Consider the following 18,467-nt stretch of genomic DNA (forward strand, 5'->3'; position numbering starts at 1 on the left):
CCTAGGGGCCGAAGCCCTGCCGCGCAACTTAGCACGGTTACCTCCCGGCGACAAGCCCTCCGGAACTGGCAAGTTGGTCGGGCGGGTCGCTCTGGGGTAACGTTGCTCCTCGGCGTCACATCGCCCGCGGATTGACAGAGCCGCCCAACCGGGAACGGCGCCGCGCAACGCACGAGAAGGAGAAGCCCAGATGGATGCGGCAACCAAGAAGCAGATCATCGAAGACTACGCGATCACGCCTGGCGACACGGGCTCTCCCGACGTCCAGATCGCTCTGCTCAGCAAGCGGATCTCCCACCTGACCGAGCACCTCAAGCAGCACAAGGGCGACCACCACAGCCGTCGCGGCCTCATGCTGCTGGTCGGCCAGCGCCGTCGCCTGCTGAACTACGTGGCGAAGCAGGACGTCGAGCACTACCGTGCGCTGATCGCACGGCTCGGCCTGCGTCGTTGATCGACCATCACGTCCGTTGAGGGGGCGGCCCGCTGGCCGCTCCCTCATCGGCATGCCCGACCGGTACGCTGTGAGAGGCACCTCTCTCGGCGCCGGAACAACTCAATAACCTTGTTCACCGCTCACCTGGTCCGCGCTCGTCGGTCCTCGGTAGTGGCCTCCGGGAAGTGCCGCAGTCGGCAGCCCGTGGGCCTCGATCGAAGACCGAACCACACATTCTTCGTCTGGGGCCGGAGCCGGGTGCGCAACACCTGAAAGGAAGTCCCCATGGCAATGGAGGGACCTGAACTCCGCCACACCGAGGCAGTCATCGACAATGGCTCGTTCGGTAAGCACATCGTCCGTTTCGAATCCGGACTGTTGGCCAAGCAGGCCAACGGTTCCGCAGCCGTGTACCTCGACGAGGACACCATGCTGCTGTCGGCCACCACCGCGCAGAAGAACCCGCGCGACGCGATCGACTTCTTCCCCCTGACCGTCGATGTGGAGGAGCGGATGTACGCCGCCGGCCGCATCCCCGGCTCCTTCTTCCGTCGTGAAGGCCGCCCGTCTGAGGGCGCGATCCTGACCGCGCGCCTCATCGACCGCCCGCTGCGTCCCTGTTTCATCAAGGGGCTGCGCAACGAGGTCCAGGTCGTCGTCACCGTGCTCGCGCTCAACCCCAACGTGCGCTACGACGTGCTGGCCATCAACGCCGCGTCGGCGTCCACCACGCTGGCCGGGCTGCCGTTCAGCGGTCCCGTCGGCGGCGTCCGCGTCTCGCTGATCGGTGACCAGTGGGTCGGGTTCCCCACGGTGGAGCAGATGAAGGACTCCACCTTCGACATGGCCGTGGCCGGTCGCGTCCTGCCCGATGGCGACGTCGCGATCATGATGGTCGAGGCGGGCGGCACCGAGGGCACCGTCGAAAACGTCCGTTCCGGCAAGACCGCTCCGACCGAAGAGATCGTCGCGTCGGGCCTTGATGCGGCCAAGCCGTTCCTCAAGGCGCTGTGCGAGGCGCAGATCGAGTTGGCCAACCAGCTGCCGAAGGCCACCGAGACCTTCCCGGTGTTCTCCGACTACGCCGCCGATGCGTTCGACGCCGTGGCGGCAGCCGCCAGCGACCGTCTCGCCGCCGCCATGAGCATCCCCGGCAAGCAGGACCGCGACGAGGCGACCGACGCCCTCAAGGACGCCGTGCACGCCGAACTCGACGCTCAGTTCGCTGGCCGCGAGAAGGAGATCAGCGGCGCGTTCCGCGCCCTGACCAAGAAGCTTGTCCGTCACAAGACGCTCACCGAGGGCGTCCGGATCGACGGCCGTGGCACCACCGACATCCGGACGCTGTCCGCCGAGGTCGGCGTCCTGCCGCGGGTGCACGGTTCGGCGCTGTTCCAGCGGGGCGAGACCCAGATCCTGGGTGTGACCACGCTGAACATGCTCGACATGGAACAGAAGCTGGACACGCTGTCGCCGGAGACGACGAAGCGGTACATGCACAACTACAACTTCCCGCCGTACTCCACCGGTGAGACGGGCCGTGTCGGCTCCCCGAAGCGCCGCGAGATCGGCCATGGCGCGCTCGCGGAGCGTGCGCTGGTGCCGGTGCTGCCGACGCGCGAGGAGTTCCCCTACGCGATCCGCCAGGTGTCGGAGGCGCTGGGCTCCAACGGCTCCACGTCCATGGGTTCGGTCTGCGCCTCGACGCTGTCGCTGCTGAACGCGGGCGTCCCGCTGAAGGCGCCGGTCGCGGGCATCGCGATGGGCCTGATGAGCGAAGAGATCGACGGCACGATGCACTACGTCGCGCTGACCGACATCCTGGGCGCCGAGGACGCGCTGGGCGACATGGACTTCAAGGTCGCCGGCACGCGTGACTTCGTCACGGCACTCCAGCTCGACACCAAGCTCGACGGCATCCCCGCCGAGATCCTGGCTGCCGCCCTGCTGCAGGCCCGCGACGCCCGGCACACGCTGCTGGACGTGATGGGTGAGGCCATCGACGCCCCCGACGAGATGAGCCTGTACGCGCCGCGCATCATCACGGTGCGCATCCCGGTCGACAAGATCGGCGAGGTCATCGGGCCGAAGGGCAAGATGATCAACCAGATCCAGGACGACACGGGCGCGAACATCTCCATCGAGGACGACGGCACCATCTTCATCGGCGCCACCAACGGGGAATCCGCCGAGGCGGCCCGCTCGCTGATCAACGCCATCGCCAACCCGACGATGCCGGAGAAGGGCGAACGGTACCTCGGTACCGTCGTGAAGCTGATGAACTTCGGCGCCTTCGTGTCGCTGATGCCCGGCAAGGACGGCCTCGTTCACATCTCCAAGCTGCGCCAGCTCAACGGCGGCAACCGCGTGGAGAACGTCGAGGACGTCTTGTCCGTCGGTCAGAAGATCCAGGTGGAGATCACCGAGATCGACGACCGCGGCAAGCTGTCGCTGGCCCCTGTGGTCGAGGAGGCCGCTGAGGCGGCCGAGCCGGCGGCCGCTGGCGCCGAGGCCTGATTCCGCAGCACCACACACGAGCGAGGGCGCCGTCTCCCCTGGGGGAGGCGGCGCCCTCGTCGCGTCCTGGTGTCGTCAGCGGAGCAGAGGCAGGAGGTCGGCGACCGAGTTGAGCACCCGGGAGGGGCGATAGGGGTAGGACGCCAACTCGTCGGCGTGCGTGGAGCCGGTCAGGACCAGCACCGTGTGCAGGCCGGCCTCCAGCCCGGCGACGATGTCGGTGCTCATGGTGTCCCCGATCATCCCGGTTGTCTCTGAGTGCGCCTGGATCTGATTGAGTCCGGAACGGATCATCATGGGGTTCGGCTTGCCCACGATGTAGGGCTGGCGCCCCGTCGCGGCCGTGATCATGGCAGCGAAGGCGCCCGTCGCCGGGACGATCCCGTCGGCGGCCGGGCCGCTGGTGTCTGGGTTCGTGGCGATGAACCGGGAGCCGTCGAGGATGAGTCGGATCGCGCGCGTGATCTGTTCGAACGACAACCCGCGCGTCTCGCCGAGCACCACGAACTCGGGGTCGACGTCGGTCAGCACGAACCCTGCTTCGTGGAGGGCTGTGGTGAGGCCCGCCTCGCCCAGAACGTAGGCGGTGCGGACGCCCTCCTGGTTCTTCAGGAAGGCCGCCGTCGCCATCGCCGAGGTCCAGATGTTCTCCTCGGGCACGATCAGACCGGAGCGGCGCAGCCGGGCGGACAGGTCCCGCGGCGTCTGCACCGAATCGTTGGTGATGACCAGGTAGCGGTGGTCGTGTTCGGTCCAGAACTGGATCAGCTCCCGCGCTCCGGGGATCGGACGATCCCCATGCACCAGGACGCCGTCCTTGTCAGTCAGCCAGCAGGTCAGATCCTTCGGGTCGCGCATGCCTCCAGCATGCTCCATCGCGACAGGTCAGGCGAGGCGGGCGGCGAACATAGGATGGGAGCATGCTGAGAGTCGCCGTGTTGGGAGCGAAGGGGCGCATGGGCGCCGAGGTGTGCCGGGCCGTCGAGGCGGCCGACGACCTGGAGTTGGCTGCGGCGCTGGACGCCGGAGACGACCTCGCGGCGGCCTCGGGTGCTGACGTGGTCGTGGACTTCACGGTGCCGGATGCGGTGATGGGAAACCTGGAGTGGTGTGCAGCCCACGGTGTCCACGCGGTCGTGGGGACAACCGGTTTCACCCCCGAGAAACTCGCCCGGGTCGCCGACCTGTTCGACGGGACGAAGGCGCACGCGATCATCGCGTCCAACTACTCTCTCGGCTCGCTGCTCATGATGCGTTTCGCCGAGATGGCGGCCCCCTACTTCGAATCGGTCGAGATCATCGAGGCGCACCATCCCCACAAGGTCGATGCCCCGTCGGGGACCGCGGTGACGACGGCCGGCCGGATCGCCGCCGCGCGGACGCGTGCCGGACTGGGCGCGACACCGGACGCCACGACCACCGAGATCCCAGGGGCGCGCGGCGCCCGCGTCGACGGCATCGCCGTGCATGCCGTGCGGCAGCGTGGGCTGTTCGCCAACCAGGAGGTGCGCTTCGGCAACGAGGGGGAGCAACTCGTCATCGCCGAGAACGGTTTCGACAGGTCCAGCTACATGCCCGGTGTGCTGACGGCCATCCGGGGCGTGGGGGAGCGTCCGGGGCTGACGCTCGGCATCGAAGAACTCCTGGGATGGTGATCGTGCGGTTCCTGCGCAACCTGCTGATCACCATCGCGGTGCTGGTCGGTCTGGTGGCGGTGGGCGTCGTCGCCACTGACGGGATGCTTCGGGGTGAACTCGAGAAGCAGGCAGCGACGCAGGTGGAGGACGCGGCCGGGTTCGATCAGCCGCCGACGGTGACGCTGGAGGGCTATCCCCTCGCCTGGCACCTGCTGCTGCAGGAGGTGCCCGCGGTGCGCATCCAAGGCGATGCGCTGTCCGCGACCCTCACGTCGGGTGCCACCGCGCGGCTGACGGCGGTCGACCTCACCTTCACGCGGGTCTGGGTCCAACCCCGTAGCGTCGAGGCGGGCTCGGTGAGCGGAAGCGCCGATCTGAGTTACGCCGACGTCGGGGCTCTGGCCGGGCTCGAGGTCGCCCCTGCTGAGGAGGGACGCGTGACCTTCACCAGCGACGCCACCGTGCTGGGGCGCACGGTCGCGATCCATGTCACGGGGCGGCTGGTCGTCGACGAGGCCGCGCAGACCGTCTCGATGGTGGACGCCGCGATCGACGTGGCGGGAGTCTCCGTCCCCACGCAGGTCAGCCAGCCGGTCGTGGACGCCATGCTCGCGCCCGTCCACGTCCCGCTTCCGTACGGCCTGCGGCTGACCGGGATCGCCCCCCACGCCGACGCGGTGACCCTCCAGGTGGGAGGCGAGGGCGTCAGCGTGCCGCTGACGCGCTGATCGACGGGGGGACCGGGCTTGACCCTGCCCCTGGGGCAGCGTCGAGGGTGCCCGTATGAGCGATAGATCAGCCACCATGAACGCACCCACCCAGACCACCCCTCTTCGGCCGGGCTGGCCCGAGGCGATCGTGGCCGTCCTCGTGAGCGCGGTGCTCACCATCGTGGGGATGACCGCCTCCATTCTGATTCCCGACAACGCCGTGCTCCTGCGCGGGCACCGTGACTTCCTGGTTGCCGGGCTGGCCCCCCTCATCGGATTCGCGGCAGCCGTCAGCCTCAGGATCCGGGATCTGCGTCCCTTCGGATTCCGTCGGGTCGCGCCGAGGTGGATCCTCGTGGGGGTGGGGGTCGCCCTGGCCTGCTTCCTGCTGAGTTGGCCGGTTTCAGCAGCCTTCGACCCGCTGTTCCCCGCGGAGAACATTCAGACCACCTACCAGGATGCTGCCATGGCCTCTGCGACATCCCTCGCCCTCACCGTGCTGTTCGGTGGCGTGCTGACGCCGCTCGGCGAGGAGGCGGTGTTCCGGGGCGTGCTGCTGAACTTCCTGGGCCGCTGGGGTTCCTGGGTGGCGGTCCCGCTCAGCGTCGCGATCTTCGCCCTCGCCCACGGGATCAACAACGTCTTGCCGATGGCGTTCCTCGTCGGGATCTGTGCCGGGCTGTTGCTCACCGTGACGCGTTCGATCTGGCCTGCCATCGTCGTGCATATGGTCTGCAACAGTGCGGGCATGCTGTACCACGGGCTGGCCTCCTGACTCCGCATCGGCGGGGCGCCCGGTTGTGAGCGCCCCGCCGGGTGCGGGTCTGGCTCAGCCGGGAAGGATGCTGTGCGGAGACCGTTCGCTGGGTCGCACCGGGTCGGGCGGGGTTCCGTCGCCGAACGGAGAGCCACCGAGTCTCTCGCGGCCATGCTCGCTGAGCCAGTTCGCCAGATCGGGCCCCTGTGGGACGATCTGCAAGGGGTTCAGGTCCTTGTGGACGATGTAGTAGTGCTGTTTGATCTGCTCGAAGTCGACCGTGTCGCCGAATCCCGGTGTCTGGAACAGGTCCCGGGCGTACGCCCACAACACGGGCATCTCGGCGAGCTTGCTGCGGTTGGTCTTGAAGTGCCCGTGGTAGACGGGGTCGAAGCGGACAAGGGTCGTGAACAGCCGCACATCAGCCTCGGTGATGGCATCGCCCATCAGGAAGCGACGGGTGCTCAGGCGTTCCTCGGCCCAGTCCAGCGCCGTGAAGAGGCGCCCGTAGGCGGCGTCGTAGGCCTCCTGGGTCCCCGCGAACCCGGCTCGGTAGACCCCGTTGTTGATCTCCGTGTAGACGTAGCGCATCACCCGATCCATCTCCTCCCGCAGGGCGACGGGGTACAGGTCAGGAGCGCCCGGGCGGTGGTAGTCGACCCATTCGGTGGAGAGGTCGAGGGTGATCTGCGCGAAGTCGTTGGTCACGACCGCGCCGGTCGTGGTGTCGACGATGGCCGGGACCGTGATGCCTCGCGGGTAGTGCGGGTCTCGTGTGAGGTAGGCGTCCTTGAGCCGGTGGATGCCGAGCACCGGGTCCACGCCTCCCGGGTCCAGGTCGAACGTCCATGAGTCGGCGTCGTGGGTGGGGCAGGGCAGGCCGATGCTGAGCGCGTCCTCCAGTCCGAGCAGGCGGCGGTCGATGATCGATCGGTTCGCCCACGGGCATGCGCGCGCGGCGATGAGCCGGTAGCGTCCCGGCTCGACCGCGACCGCGTCCGCCCCGGGCTCGACGGTTCGCGTGATGCGTGTCGTGAGGTAGCGGGTGTCACGGGTGTACTCGGTTCCCTTGCTGGAATACACGCCACCCGTGGTGCCCTCAGGCTGCTCGGTCATGCCCCCACCGTCTCACGGTGGACAAGTCGCCTCGCGCGGGCGAGTCAGGAGTGACGCAGGATCGCCTTGGCCGTCTGGTCGTCGAGGACCAGATCGGTCGCGACGCCGGCCCGCAGCGCACCCCGCACGGCCCGCGCCCGGGCGGGATCGGCGACGACGCAGATCCGACGGGGGATCCGCGCCATCTCGGCTGGGGTGAGGCCGGTGGCGCGCGCGTTCGTCGGGATGTCTGCATAGCTACCGTCCTCCCGCAGCAGCACGGTGCAGATGTCGCCCACCACCCCATCGGCGGCCAGGGACGTTCGCTCTTCGGCGTCGAGGTATCCGGCCGCGTAGACGTGCGAGGGGATGCTCCCGGTCAGCGAGCCGACGCCGAACACGGCGATGTCGAGGCGCTGCTGGAGACCCAGCACGTATTGGATGGAGCGTTCCCGCCACAGGGCCTGCTTGGTCTCGGCATGATCGAAGAACGCGGGGACGGGGAACGGGGTGACCCGGGCGTCGAACGCCGTCGCGACGCGCTGCAGCATCTCGCCCACGTAGGGGACCCCCGTTGTGCGCGGGTTGGCGCCACCGTTCATCTGCACGACGGAGACCCCGGACAGGGGGTGCCGGGGCAGGTGCCGGGCCAGCGACGCCATCGTCACGCCCCAGGCGACCCCGAGGAAGCCGTCCTCGTGCACGGCGTCGGTCAGCAGCGAGGCGGCGCGCTGGGCGACCTGATCGAGCCGGATGGAGGCGGAGGAGACGGCGCTGACATTGACCAGGTGTGCGGCCACCCCGAAGCGATCCCGGAGGGCGCGGGCTTCGGGGGAGGCGGCGCCGGTGGCATCCGCGATGGTGATGCGGACGAGGCCCTCGCGACGGGCCTGGCTCAGGAGCCGCGAGACGCTGGAGCGTGACAGCCCCAGGCCGTGCGCGATCGACTCCATGGTGTCGCCCCGCAGGTAGTACTGGGTCGCGGCCTGGTACATGGCGTCGTGACGCTCGTTCATGCGAAAGCCCCTCACTGCACGTTCGTGCACAACAGTGACACGATCGTGCAGCCGAGGCAACATGGAAGGAAACCAGCACACGGACGTGTACCAAGGAGCAATCGATGACCATCCCCGCCCTCAACCATGAGCAGCGCGAACGAGCGCTCGACGCCTTGGAGGCCGACGAGTTCGACGTCCTCGTGATCGGCGGCGGGGTGACCGGCGCAGGCGCCGCCTTCGACGCCGCGACCCGGGGCCTGAAGACCGCGATCGTGGAGGCCCAGGATTGGGCCTCGGGCACCTCGAGCCGGTCCTCCCGGCTGGTGCACGGCGGGCTGCGCTACCTCTACAACTTGGACTTCGCCCTCGTCGCAGAGGCACTGCGCGAACGCGGTCGCCTCCTCACCACGCTGGCTCCCCACCTGGTCAAGGCGCAGCCCTTCCTGTGGCCGCTCAAGACGCCGGTCATCGAGCGCGCCTACTCCGCGGTCGGCGTCGGGCTCTACGACGTGCTCGCGCTGGCCGGGTCCGGTGGCAAGAAGACCGTGCCCACCCAAAAGCACCTGTCCAAGGCCGGGGCGCAGCAACTGTTCCCCGACGTCCGGCCTGACGCCCTGATCGGTGCGATCGAGTTCTACGACGCTCGGGTCGACGATGCCCGCCTGGTCATCAACCTGGTGCGCAGCGCCGTCCGCTTCGGGGCGACTGCGGCCAGCCGGACCGCAGTGGTCAAGATCGAGCAGCGCCCCGACGGCCGCGTCACCGGCGCCACGCTGCGTGACGCCGAGACGGGCCGCACCCTGCAGGTGCGGGCCAAGGCCATCATCATGGCGACCGGCGTGTGGACGGAGACAACCGAGGCGATGGCGCAGACTCGCAGCGGGCTGAAGGTCCTGGCCAGTAAGGGCATCCACATCGTCGTGCCGCGCGAACGGATCAAGGCGCAGACCGGGATGTTCCTGCGCACCGAGAAGTCCGTGCTGTTCATCATTCCGTGGATGCACTACTGGGTGATCGGGACCACGGACACGGCCTGGCACGAGCAACTCGAACACCCCGTTCCGACCTCCGCGGACATCGACTACGTGCTGGAGCACGCCAACGCGGTGCTCGCCTCCGACCTGACGCGGGACGACATCATCGGCACCTACGCCGGCCTGAGGCCCCTGCTGCAGCCCGTCGGCTCCGACGAGGCCAAGTCGGCGAAGGTCTCGCGCGAGCACACCACCATGGAGGTCACCCCCGGGCTGATCGCCATCGCGGGCGGGAAGCTCACCACCTACCGCGTCATGGCCGAGGACGCCGTCGACGTGGCGCTGGGCAAGCAGGCTGCCGCGGCACGCCCGTCGGTCACGAAGGACACCCCGCTCCTCGGCGCGGACGGCTACCACGCGCTGGTGAACAGGCGGGCCGAGATCGCCTCGCGCTACGGCTGGACCCCCGAGCGGGTGGAGTCCCTGAGCGATCGGTACGGCTCCGAGATCGACGCCCTGCTGGAGTTGGTCGACGCCGAACCGGCTCTCGGACAGCCCCTGACCTCGTGCGACTGGTACATCGGCGCCGAGGTGGCGTTCGCCTGCCGCTACGAGGGCGCCCTGCACCTGGAGGACATCTTCATCCAGCGCGTCCGCCTCAACTCGACCACGCCCGACCGCGGCATCTCCGCGATCGAGGAAACCGCCACCATCGCCGGTGGGATCCTCGGGTGGGATGAGGAGCGGCTGGCCCACGAAAAGGCCAACTACCGCCAGCGCGCCGAGGCAGAGCTCGCCGCGCAGGCGGCCACCACCGATGAAGCCGCTTCCGGGATCCGGATGGGGGCCGCGGACGTGGTCGACACCACGCTGCAGTGACCACCCCGTCGGGGCCGCGACTGGGGGAGCGGCCCCGACCTCACTCGTCAGAAAGGCAGAACCCCCGGAACACTCGATCCAGCCTTCGGCACACAGCCGTGTCTGAAAGTGATCTTCGATGTCTCTTGCAACCATCTTCCTCTCCGAAACCGTGGGAACAGCGATGCTGATCCTGCTGGGCGCCGGCTCCGTCGCCAACACGGCCTTGCCGCGTACCAAGGGCCACGGCACCGGAACCCTCTTCGTCAACTGGGGCTGGGGCTTGGCGGTCTTCGCCGGCGTCCTGGTGTCCTACAAGTCCGGCGGTCACCTCAACCCGGCCGTCACCCTCGGTGTGGCCGCCTCAGGGGCCACCGAGTTCGTCCCCGGCATCGCCGTCTCGGCGACCTCGATCGCGACCTACATCTCCGCCCAGTTCCTCGGCGCCATCATCGGTGCGGCAGCCTGCTGGCTCGCCTACAAGCAGCAGTTCGATCAGGACGCACCGGGGGCGGTCAAGCTCGGGGTGTTCTCGACCGGGCCCGAGATTCGAAGCCCCTTCTGGAACGTCCTGACCGAGGTCATCGGCACGTTCGTACTGGTCTTCGTCGTCCTGGCGGCTGGACATTGGGGCGATTCGGCCACGCACACCCCCGGCGGGCTCGGCTGGCTGGGTGCTCTCGGCGTGGCCCTGCTGATCGTCGGCATCGGCATCTCGCTCGGCGGCCCGACCGGGTACGCCATCAACCCCGCCCGTGACCTGGGCCCCCGCATCGCGCACGCGCTGCTTCCCATCAAGGGCAAGGGCGGCTCCGATTGGGGCTACGCATGGGTCCCGGTCGTAGGCCCCGTCATCGGCGGCGTTCTCGCCGGCGTGGCCAGCGGCGTCCTCCTTCCGGCCTGATCGGCGCCGCTCGGCGTCACCACCCACACCGCAGTGAAAGGAAATACGAGCATGACTCAGAAGTACGTTCTCGCCATCGACCAGGGCACGACCAGTTCCCGCGCGATCATCTTCGATCATCAAGGCCGCATCGTCGCCACCGGGCAGAAGGAACACGAGCAGATCTTCCCCAGGGCCGGCTGGGTGGAGCACAATCCGGCGGAAATCTGGGACAACGTCCGTGAGGTCGTCGGGATCGCCCTGGCCCAGGCGGACGTCAGCCGCGATCAGATCGCCGCCGTCGGCGTCACGAACCAGCGCGAGACCACCATGGTGTGGGACAAGCTCACCGGTGAGCCCGTCTACAACGCGATCGTGTGGCAGGACACGCGCACCGACAAGATCTGTGCCCGGCTCGGCCAGGGCGACGCCGAACGCTACAAGGACCGCGTGGGCCTGCCGCTGGCCACCTACTTCGCCGGCCCGAAGGTCGTGTGGATCCTCGAGAACGTGGAGGGTGCCCGCGAGCGTGCCGAAGCGGGGGAACTCCTCATGGGCACGATGGACACCTGGGTGCTGTGGAACCTGACCGGTGGCGTGGAGGGCGGCATCCACGTGACCGACGTCACCAACGCGTCGCGCACGCTGCTGATGAACCTCGACGGGCTGTCCTGGAATGAGGAGATCGCCGCGGAGATGGGCATTCCGCTGTCGATGCTTCCCGAGATCAAGTCCTCCTCGGAGGTGTACGGCAACGTCCGGCCCGCGGGCTCACTGAGTGGGGTGCCGATCTCCGGCATCCTCGGCGATCAGCAGGCGGCGACGTTCGGACAGGCCTGCTTCGAGCGCGGCATGGCGAAGAACACCTACGGCACCGGTTGCTTCATGCTGATGAACACCGGTGAGGAGATCGTCCCCAGCAAGAACGGTCTGCTGACCACCGTCTGCTACCAGATCGCCGGTCAGAAGCCCGTCTACGCACTGGAAGGCTCCATCGCCGTGACCGGTTCGCTGGTCCAGTGGCTGCGCGACAACCTGAAGATCATCTCCAACGCCGCCGAGATCGAGCCGCTGGCGGCGACGGTCGAGGACAACGGCGGGGCCTACCTCGTCCCTGCCTTCTCCGGGTTGTTCGCCCCGTACTGGCGCAGCGACGCGCGAGGCGCGCTCGTCGGCCTCACCCGCTACGTCAACCGGGGACACCTGGCCCGCGCGGTCCTGGAGTCCACCGCCTACCAGACCCGGGAGGTGCTGGATGCGATGGAGGCGGACTCCGGCGTCAAGCTGGCCGAGTTGCGAGTTGACGGCGGCATGACGGCTAACCAGACGCTGATGCAGTTCCAGGCCGATCAGCTGGGCGTGGACGTGGTGCGTCCGGTGGTCGCGGAGACGACGGCGCTGGGTGCCGCCTACGCCGCGGGTATCGCCGTCGGGTTCTGGCAGGGCGAGCAGGACGTCATCGAGAACTGGGCCGAGGACGAGCGCTGGACCCCGGCGATGGAGGCGGGGGAGCGCGATCGGCTCTACCGCAACTGGAAGAAGGCCGTCACGAAGACCCTGGACTGGGTCGACGAGGACGTGGTCTAGCCGGACGGGCGTCCGTCACGTGAGGCCGGTGTGCAGGCGCACCAGCTTCCACTCCGTGGCGGACGCCTCCGTGCCGACGCTCTGGTGGGCGCCATCGGGCGCCCACCCGGCGGAGGCCAGGAAGGACCTGAGGGGATCGTCGTCGGCACGCACCCACCAGGTGGCGCGGGTGAACCCGTCGGCGCGCAGCGTGTCGGCGACGGCGTTGAGCAGCCGGGAGCCGTGGCCCTGCCGCTGGGTTACGGGGTCGACGATGAACTCCCCGACCAGCGCGTCGGACCCCGGGTCGGCGTCGGGGTCGTCCGAGGGCCCGACCGCCGCGAACCCCACGACGCGCTTGTCCGCCACAGCCACGAGCACGCGGAACTTCGCCAGCGGCGGGCGCTGGATCGCGGCCTGCCAGGAGGCCGTCATGGTGGCCAGATCGACCTCGCCGAGGATCTGCTCCGCGACGGGGATCGGCAACAGTTGCTGCCAGCTGCGGCGCTGGATAGCGGCCAACCGCTCCGCTTCGGAGGGAAGGGCCAGGCGGCAGGAGTCGGCGGTGCGCGGCGCATCAGTCACCGCCACATCCTAACGGCGAGGTGCCGGACCATCCCGGCCGATAAGGTGGTTGGGTGCGAGAACCCCTGCAGACCCCACCCAAGCTCCGTCCCGACACCCTGCGCATCACCCCGCTGGGCGGGCTGGGCGACGTCGGGCGCAACAGCGCCAGCTTCGAGATCAACGGGCAGCGGATGATCCTCGACTGCGGGGTGCTGTTCCCCGACGAGAACCATCCCGGGGTCGACCTCATCCTGCCGTCGTTGCACCTTCTGGGTGACAACCTGGACGACATCTCCTGCCTCGTTTTGACCCACGGTCACGAGGATCACATCGGCGCCGTGCCCTACCTCTTGCGTCGTCGCCCCGACATCCCCGTGCTGGGCAGTCGGCTCACCTTGGCGTTCCTGCGCGAGAAGCTGAAGGAGCACCGTCTCCGACACGCCGACTTGCGCGAGATGGAGGCGGGATCGCGTACGACGATCGGCGAGTTCGATCTGGAGTTCCTCGCCGTCAACCACTCCATCCCCGACGCCCTGGCGGTGCTGGTGCGCACGAGTGCGGGGACGGTCCTGCACACCGGTGACTTCAAGATGGACCAGTTGCCCCTGGATGGCCGACTCACCGATCTGCGGGGTTTCGCCAAGGCCGGGGAAGAAGGGGTCGACCTGTTCATGGTCGACTCCACCAATGCCGAGACCCCGGGGTTCACCACCCACGAGATCGACATCCAGCCTGCGATGGAACGAGTGTTCTCCCATGCGTCGGCGCGCCTCATCGTCGCGTGCTTCTCCTCCCACGTGCACCGGGTGCAGCAGGTGATGGACGAGGCGGTCAAGTCCGGTCGCAAGGTCGTCTACGTCGGGCGGTCCATGGTGAAGAACATGACCATCGCCGCGCAGTTGGGCTACCTGAAGGTCCCGGCGAACACCTTGATCGCCCTGGACGACATCGACAAGTACGCCTCGAAGGATGTCGTCATCGTGTCCACCGGTTCCCAGGGTGAGCCGTTGAGCGCCCTGAGCCGGATCGCGAACCACGAACACCCCGTCATCACGGCGGGCCCCGGCGACGTGGTGCTGCTGGCCAGCTCGCTCATCCCGGGCAACGAGAACTCGGTCTCGCGGGTGATCAACGGGCTGACCAGGAACGGGGTCAAGGTCGTCCATAAGGGCAACGCGCTGGTCCACGTGTCCGGCCATGCCAGTTCCGGCGAACTCCTCTACTGCTACAACCTCGTCAAGCCGCGCAACGTGATGCCCGTTCACGGGGAGATCCGGCACCTGCACGCCAACGCCGAACTCGCCATCGCCACGGGCGTCCCGCGCGAGAACGCGCTGGTCGTCGAGGACGGCACGGTGGTGGACCTGCACGACGGTGCGATCCGGGTGGTCGGACGCGTCGAGGCCGATTACGTGTTCGTCGACGGTTCCACGGTGGACGCCGTCGGGGACGCCGAACTGGACGACCGCCGCATCCTGGGCGAGGAAGGTTTCATCTCGGCGATCGCCGTGGTGAATCTCCACACGGGGGAACTGGTGGAGGGGCCGATCATCACCGCCCGCGGCTTCATCGACGAGGAGGGCATCTTCGACGCCATCAGCGCGGAGGTCGCCGGGGTGCTGCGGGAGGCGCTGGCCGACGGGGCCGAGGACACCTACCCCCTGCAACAGCTCATGCGACGGCGGCTGGGCCGGTGGGTCAGCAAGCGCTACCGCGCCCGCCCGATGATCGTCCCGGTCGTCTTGGCGACATAGATTGTCGTTTCGGGACGCGACCGGTTACACTGGCTTGGTTCCGAATACGAGCCTCGCTCGTCCGCGTGCGAAGCGCGGGTGCCGTCTCGTTACCCAGTCTTTTAGAGGAGTAGTTCCATGGCCGCCGTGTGCGACGTCTGCGCCAAGAAGCCGACCTTCGGCCACAACGTGCCTTGGTCGAAGAAGAAGACCAACCGTCGTTGGAACCCGAACATCCAGTCCGTGCGGGCCGTCGTCAACGGCTCCACCAAGCGGATGAACGTCTGCGTCAGCTGCATCAAGGCCGGTAAGGTCGCGCGCTGACTGATCTCTGCGATCACGATGGACCCGCCTTCGGGCGGGTCTTTTCGCGTTCGGGGGAGTGTCGTGCCCACTGCCTAGGATGCTGTCTGTGAGCCCCTTGGATCCCTGGCGCACCGCCGCCTTCCGCGCGCTGGACGCCGACGTCGCCACGGTTCTGGGCGCGAAGGCGGCGGAGTCGTTCGCCGCGCTCCGCGTCCGCACGGTCGGTGATCTGCTGCGCCACGTCCCGCGTCACTACCTCGCCGGTACCGAGCTCACCGACCTGGCCACTGTGGTCGAGGGCGAACACGTCGCCGTGATGGCGCGCGTGGCAAAGACCGAGGTGTTCGAGGGCCGGGGTGGTTTCGCCGGTGGCAGGCGAGCTCCCAACTCGCGTCTGGAAGTGACCTTGACCGACGGTCAGGGCAGGTTGACCGCCACGTTCTTCGGCCGTGCCTCAATCGTGGCCTGGTGGCAACGCCAGCTGGCTGCCGGCGTGCGCGGCATCTTCGTGGGCAAGGTGGGCAGCTTCCGCGACCAGCCGCAGATGACCCATCCCGCCTTCGTCATGCTGGACGAGGCGGGCGGCGTCGTGGGTAACTCCGAGGAGAAGGAGCGCATCGCCGAACTGTCTCGTTCCGGCCTCGTCGGCTTGTATCCGGCGACGGCGAAGCTCAAGACGTGGACGATCGCCGAGTGCGAACGGCTGGCGCTCGACGCCCTGCCCGCCGAGGACCCGTGGCCCGCATGGGTGCGTGAGCGGGCGGGGGTCATCGACTTGGCCGATGCCTTCCGTGCCGTCCACCGGCCCGACTCGCGGGCGGAGATCGACCGGGGGCGTCAGCGGCTGTGGTTCGACGAGGCGTTCACCACTCAGGTGGCGATGGCCTACCGGCGGGCCGAGAACGCCCGCCAGTCCGCCGGTCCGCGACCCCGGGTGCCCGGTGCCCTGCTCGACGCATTCGATTCCAGGCTCCCCTTCGCCCTCACCGAGGGGCAGCGCGACGTCTCGGAGGAGATCTTCGCCGACCTGGCCCGTCAGGCGCCCATGCAGCGGCTGCTCCAAGGCGAGGTCGGTTCCGGCAAGACACTGGTGGCGTTGCGCGCGATGCTCGCGGTGGTGGACACACGCGGGCAGGCCGTTCTGCTGGCGCCCACCGAGGTGCTGGCGCAACAGCACTTCCAGACGATCACGGGCCTGCTCGGTGAACTGGGGCAGGGCCACGTCCTGGGGGCGCCGGAGACAGCCACCGACGTCGTGTGCATCACGGGGTCGACGCCGGCAGCCCGCAAGCGAGCCGCCCTGATGCAGATCGCCAGCGGCGAGGCAGGCATCATCATCGGGACCCACGCGCTGCTGGCCGACAACGTCTCCTTCGCCGACCTGGGCCTGGTGGTCATCGACGAGCAGCACCGGTTCGGCGTCGAGCAGCGGGCGCTTCTCACCGACCGCGCGCACGCGCGTCCACACGTGCTGGTGCTGACCGCCACCCCCATCCCGCGTTCGGTCGCCATGACCGTCTTCGGAGACCTGACCGTCTCGACGCTGGCTCAGCTTCCCGCGGGACGCGCCGACGTGACCACCACCGTGGTCGACGCGACCAGGCGTTCGGCCTGGGTGGAGCGGGCCTGGGAGCGGGTCGCCGAGGAGGTGGCCCAGGGGCGGCAGGCCTTCGTCGTCGCCCCGCACATCGGCGGCGGCAAGGAGGCCGACGGCCTCGGGGTCGTCGAGTTGGCCGCGCGCCTCTCAGAGGGGCCGCTCGCGGGGGTGCGGGTCGGCGTCCTGCACGGGCGGCTGCCCGCCGAGGAGAAGGCCACCGTGATGGGCGCCTTCGCGGCGGGGGAGGTGGATGTGCTCGTCGCCACCACCATCATCGAGGTGGGGGTGGACGTGCCCAACGCGACGATGATGATCATCTGGGACGCGGACCGGTTCGGGATCAGCCAACTGCACCAGTTGCGCGGCCGGATCGGCCGAGGAGGGCTTCCCGGGGTGTGCCTGCTGGTGAGCTCGGCGGAGCCGGAGGCGCCCAGCTGGGAGCGGCTGGCGGCGATCGCCGGGACCCGTGACGGGTTCGCGTTGGCCGAACTCGACCTGGCGCAGCGTCGCGAGGGCGACGTGCTGGGGGCCAGCCAGTCGGGTGGGCGTTCGACGCTGCGCCTGCTGCGGGTCCTGGAACATGCCGACGTCATCGAAGCCGCCCGCGCGCTGGCCGAGGAGGCGGTGTCCCGGGATCCGGACCGGGCCACACCGGGCTTTGCGGATGCGGTCACGCAGACCAATCTGCTGGCCGGAGAGGAATGGATCGACCGCTCCTGAGACCGGCCTGCTGGCTACCCTGTCCGGGTGAGCCGCATCATCGCGGGTCGAGCGGGCGGTCAGCGCCTGATGACCCCCAGCCATGACCGCACCCGGCCGACGTCGGATCTGGTGCGCGAGTCCGCCTTCAACCTCATCGCCGACTGGGCCGGGACGGTGGGGGAGCCCGCCGCGTCGATGCTGGAACGATTCTCACTCCTGGATCTGTATGGCGGCACCGGAGCCATCGCCCTGGAGGCCGCCAGCCGGGGCGCGGACCCGGTGGTCTGTGTAGAGAAGGACCGCGCTACGGCAGCGCTGGCGCGCAGCAACGCACGCGCCACCGGATTGTCCATCCAGGTGGTCGCGTCCTCGGTGGACGCGTTCTTGGCGGGAGTGTCGCGTCGCTTCGATGTGGTGTGGCTCGACCCGCCCTACGAGGTGGCGGCCTCGGTGGTCGATGCGCAGATCGCGGCCGCGGCGGACGCATGGCTGGCCGAGGATGGGCTGGTGATCGTCGAGCGCTCCAGCCGGGGTCCGGGTCCGACCTGGCCGGAGACGCTCCCGGCGCAGCGGGCGCGTCGCTATGGTGAAACGACGCTGTATCTGGCCACCAAGGAGGAAGCATGAGGGCCATCTGCCCCGGCTCGTTCGACCCCGTCACCCACGGCCACCTCGACATCGTCTCTCGGTCCGCACGATTGTTCGACGAGGTCATCGTGGCGGTGGGGCGCAACAGCGCCAAGAACTACCTGTTCACCCCCGATGAGCGCGTCGAGATGCTCCAAGACGCCGTGGCGGGCCTGCCCGGTGTGTCGGTCACCTTGCTGGACGGCCTGCTGGTGGACTACTGCCGCGAGCAGGGCGTCGACGTCATCGTCAAGGGGTTGCGGTTCGCCAGCGACTTCGACTTCGAGTTGCAGATGGCGCAGATGAACCATGCGCTCAGCGGTATCGAGACCATCATGCTGCCCACATCGGCGCAATGGTCCCACCTGAGTTCCACCATGATCCGGGAGATCGCGAAGCTCGGCGGGGACGTCGGCCAGTTCGTGACGCCGCAGGTTGCGCGGCGGATCGCCGCGAAGGTGGCCGACTGAGGGTCCTCGGGGCGGACGTGGCGCGGCCGCGCCA

The 18,467-nt window shown here is 68.7% G+C and carries 17 protein-coding genes; 13 read left to right on the top strand and 4 right to left on the bottom strand.

All coding sequences use genetic code 11. The annotated features are described in order from the left end of the window. Positions 1-190: 190 nt before the first annotated feature. Both rpsO and V7E09_RS05035 read left to right on the top strand, forming a co-directional pair. Positions 191-454, top strand: coding sequence for a 30S ribosomal protein S15 (gene rpsO, locus V7E09_RS05030; protein WP_129458875.1), 264 nt, complete (start codon positions 191-193; stop codon positions 452-454). Between the two features lie 273 nt (positions 455-727). Then, on the top strand, positions 728-2,953 hold the full coding sequence (locus tag V7E09_RS05035) for a polyribonucleotide nucleotidyltransferase (RefSeq protein ID WP_324510860.1): 2,226 nt from the start codon (positions 728-730) through the stop codon (positions 2,951-2,953). 75 nt (positions 2,954-3,028) lie between these two features. On the opposite strand, the gene V7E09_RS05040 is transcribed toward V7E09_RS05035, so the two are convergent. Then, positions 3,029-3,811 (bottom strand): HAD-IIA family hydrolase, encoded by a 783-nt coding sequence (locus V7E09_RS05040; RefSeq protein ID WP_324510811.1) that lies wholly within the window; start codon positions 3,809-3,811, stop codon positions 3,029-3,031. 62 nt (positions 3,812-3,873) lie between these two features. On the opposite strand from V7E09_RS05040, the gene dapB reads away from it, so the two are divergent. The 3 genes from dapB to V7E09_RS05055 are packed head-to-tail and all read left to right on the top strand — an operon-like array spanning position 3,874 to position 6,075. After that, complete coding sequence (gene dapB, locus V7E09_RS05045; protein ID WP_324523100.1) at positions 3,874-4,608, top strand: 4-hydroxy-tetrahydrodipicolinate reductase; 735 nt, start codon at positions 3,874-3,876, stop codon at positions 4,606-4,608. Continuing rightward, positions 4,602-5,318, top strand: coding sequence for an LmeA family phospholipid-binding protein (locus V7E09_RS05050; RefSeq protein ID WP_324510813.1), 717 nt, complete (start codon positions 4,602-4,604; stop codon positions 5,316-5,318). The genes dapB and V7E09_RS05050 overlap by 7 nt, the downstream gene beginning before the upstream one ends. Before the next feature lie 55 nt (positions 5,319-5,373). Further along, positions 5,374-6,075: a CPBP family intramembrane glutamic endopeptidase gene (locus V7E09_RS05055; protein ID WP_324523101.1), complete on the top strand. Its 702-nt coding sequence runs from the start codon at positions 5,374-5,376 to the stop codon at positions 6,073-6,075. A 54-nt stretch (positions 6,076-6,129) separates the two neighbouring features. On the opposite strand, the gene V7E09_RS05060 is transcribed toward V7E09_RS05055, so the two are convergent. Then, a complete protein-coding gene (locus V7E09_RS05060) occupies positions 6,130-7,173 on the bottom strand; it encodes a glutathione S-transferase family protein (RefSeq protein ID WP_324523103.1) in 1,044 nt (347 codons plus the stop codon). Between the two features lie 44 nt (positions 7,174-7,217). Beyond that, positions 7,218-8,168, bottom strand: coding sequence for a sugar-binding transcriptional regulator (locus V7E09_RS05065; protein ID WP_324510816.1), 951 nt, complete (start codon positions 8,166-8,168; stop codon positions 7,218-7,220). Positions 8,169-8,272: 104 nt separating this feature from the next. On the opposite strand from V7E09_RS05065, the gene V7E09_RS05070 reads away from it, so the two are divergent. The 3 genes from V7E09_RS05070 (at position 8,273) to glpK (ending at position 12,452) form a co-directional block, all read left to right on the top strand. Further along, on the top strand, positions 8,273-10,003 hold the full coding sequence (locus tag V7E09_RS05070; RefSeq protein ID WP_324510817.1) for a glycerol-3-phosphate dehydrogenase/oxidase: 1,731 nt from the start codon (positions 8,273-8,275) through the stop codon (positions 10,001-10,003). Between the two features lie 118 nt (positions 10,004-10,121). Continuing rightward, positions 10,122-10,886 (top strand): MIP/aquaporin family protein, encoded by a 765-nt coding sequence (locus V7E09_RS05075; RefSeq protein ID WP_324523104.1) that lies wholly within the window; start codon positions 10,122-10,124, stop codon positions 10,884-10,886. 51 nt (positions 10,887-10,937) lie between these two features. After that, entirely contained in the window at positions 10,938-12,452 is a 1,515-nt protein-coding gene (gene glpK, locus V7E09_RS05080; RefSeq protein ID WP_324510819.1) for a glycerol kinase GlpK, read from the top strand. Positions 12,453-12,467: 15 nt separating this feature from the next. On the opposite strand, the gene V7E09_RS05085 is transcribed toward glpK, so the two are convergent. Beyond that, positions 12,468-13,016: a GNAT family N-acetyltransferase gene (locus V7E09_RS05085; protein WP_324523105.1), complete on the bottom strand. Its 549-nt coding sequence runs from the start codon at positions 13,014-13,016 to the stop codon at positions 12,468-12,470. 53 nt (positions 13,017-13,069) lie between these two features. Between V7E09_RS05085 and V7E09_RS05090 the strand changes: the two genes are divergently transcribed. From V7E09_RS05090 to coaD, 5 genes are all read left to right on the top strand, one after another. Next, positions 13,070-14,752: a ribonuclease J gene (locus V7E09_RS05090; protein ID WP_324510821.1), complete on the top strand. Its 1,683-nt coding sequence runs from the start codon at positions 13,070-13,072 to the stop codon at positions 14,750-14,752. 117 nt (positions 14,753-14,869) lie between these two features. Next, on the top strand, positions 14,870-15,055 hold the full coding sequence (rpmB, locus tag V7E09_RS05095; protein WP_324510822.1) for a 50S ribosomal protein L28: 186 nt from the start codon (positions 14,870-14,872) through the stop codon (positions 15,053-15,055). A 79-nt stretch (positions 15,056-15,134) separates the two neighbouring features. Further along, positions 15,135-17,354 (top strand): ATP-dependent DNA helicase RecG, encoded by a 2,220-nt coding sequence (locus V7E09_RS05100; protein ID WP_442956840.1) that lies wholly within the window; start codon positions 15,135-15,137, stop codon positions 17,352-17,354. A 27-nt stretch (positions 17,355-17,381) separates the two neighbouring features. After that, positions 17,382-17,963, top strand: a complete 582-nt coding sequence (locus V7E09_RS05105; RefSeq protein ID WP_324510824.1) for an RsmD family RNA methyltransferase — start codon at positions 17,382-17,384, stop codon at positions 17,961-17,963. Beyond that, positions 17,960-18,433, top strand: a complete 474-nt coding sequence (gene coaD, locus V7E09_RS05110; RefSeq protein ID WP_324510825.1) for a pantetheine-phosphate adenylyltransferase — start codon at positions 17,960-17,962, stop codon at positions 18,431-18,433. Before V7E09_RS05105 ends, coaD begins: the two co-directional genes overlap by 4 nt. Positions 18,434-18,467 lie beyond the last annotated feature (34 nt).

This window comes from Propioniciclava sp. (genome assembly GCF_036744435.1).
Lineage (GTDB): Bacteria > Actinomycetota > Actinomycetes > Propionibacteriales > Propionibacteriaceae > Propioniciclava.

Bases quoted from the DNA above. Each gene is read 5' to 3' on its own strand.
- rpmB (WP_324510822.1), top strand. From the start codon at position 14,870: ATGGCCGCCGTGTGCGACGTCTGCGCCAAGAAGCCGACCTTCGGCCAC.
- V7E09_RS05100 (WP_442956840.1), top strand. From the start codon at position 15,135: ATGCTGTCTGTGAGCCCCTTGGATCCCTGGCGCACCGCCGCCTTCCGC.
- rpsO (WP_129458875.1), top strand. From the start codon at position 191: ATGGATGCGGCAACCAAGAAGCAGATCATCGAAGACTACGCGATCACG.
- V7E09_RS05050 (WP_324510813.1), top strand. From the start codon at position 4,602: ATGGTGATCGTGCGGTTCCTGCGCAACCTGCTGATCACCATCGCGGTG.
- dapB (WP_324523100.1), top strand. From the start codon at position 3,874: ATGCTGAGAGTCGCCGTGTTGGGAGCGAAGGGGCGCATGGGCGCCGAG.
- V7E09_RS05065 (WP_324510816.1), bottom strand. From the start codon at position 8,168: ATGAACGAGCGTCACGACGCCATGTACCAGGCCGCGACCCAGTACTAC.
- V7E09_RS05035 (WP_324510860.1), top strand. From the start codon at position 728: ATGGAGGGACCTGAACTCCGCCACACCGAGGCAGTCATCGACAATGGC.
- V7E09_RS05040 (WP_324510811.1), bottom strand. From the start codon at position 3,811: ATGCGCGACCCGAAGGATCTGACCTGCTGGCTGACTGACAAGGACGGC.
- glpK (WP_324510819.1), top strand. From the start codon at position 10,938: ATGACTCAGAAGTACGTTCTCGCCATCGACCAGGGCACGACCAGTTCC.
- V7E09_RS05055 (WP_324523101.1), top strand. From the start codon at position 5,374: ATGAGCGATAGATCAGCCACCATGAACGCACCCACCCAGACCACCCCT.
- V7E09_RS05075 (WP_324523104.1), top strand. From the start codon at position 10,122: ATGTCTCTTGCAACCATCTTCCTCTCCGAAACCGTGGGAACAGCGATG.
- coaD (WP_324510825.1), top strand. From the start codon at position 17,960: ATGAGGGCCATCTGCCCCGGCTCGTTCGACCCCGTCACCCACGGCCAC.
- V7E09_RS05070 (WP_324510817.1), top strand. From the start codon at position 8,273: ATGACCATCCCCGCCCTCAACCATGAGCAGCGCGAACGAGCGCTCGAC.
- V7E09_RS05060 (WP_324523103.1), bottom strand. From the start codon at position 7,173: ATGACCGAGCAGCCTGAGGGCACCACGGGTGGCGTGTATTCCAGCAAG.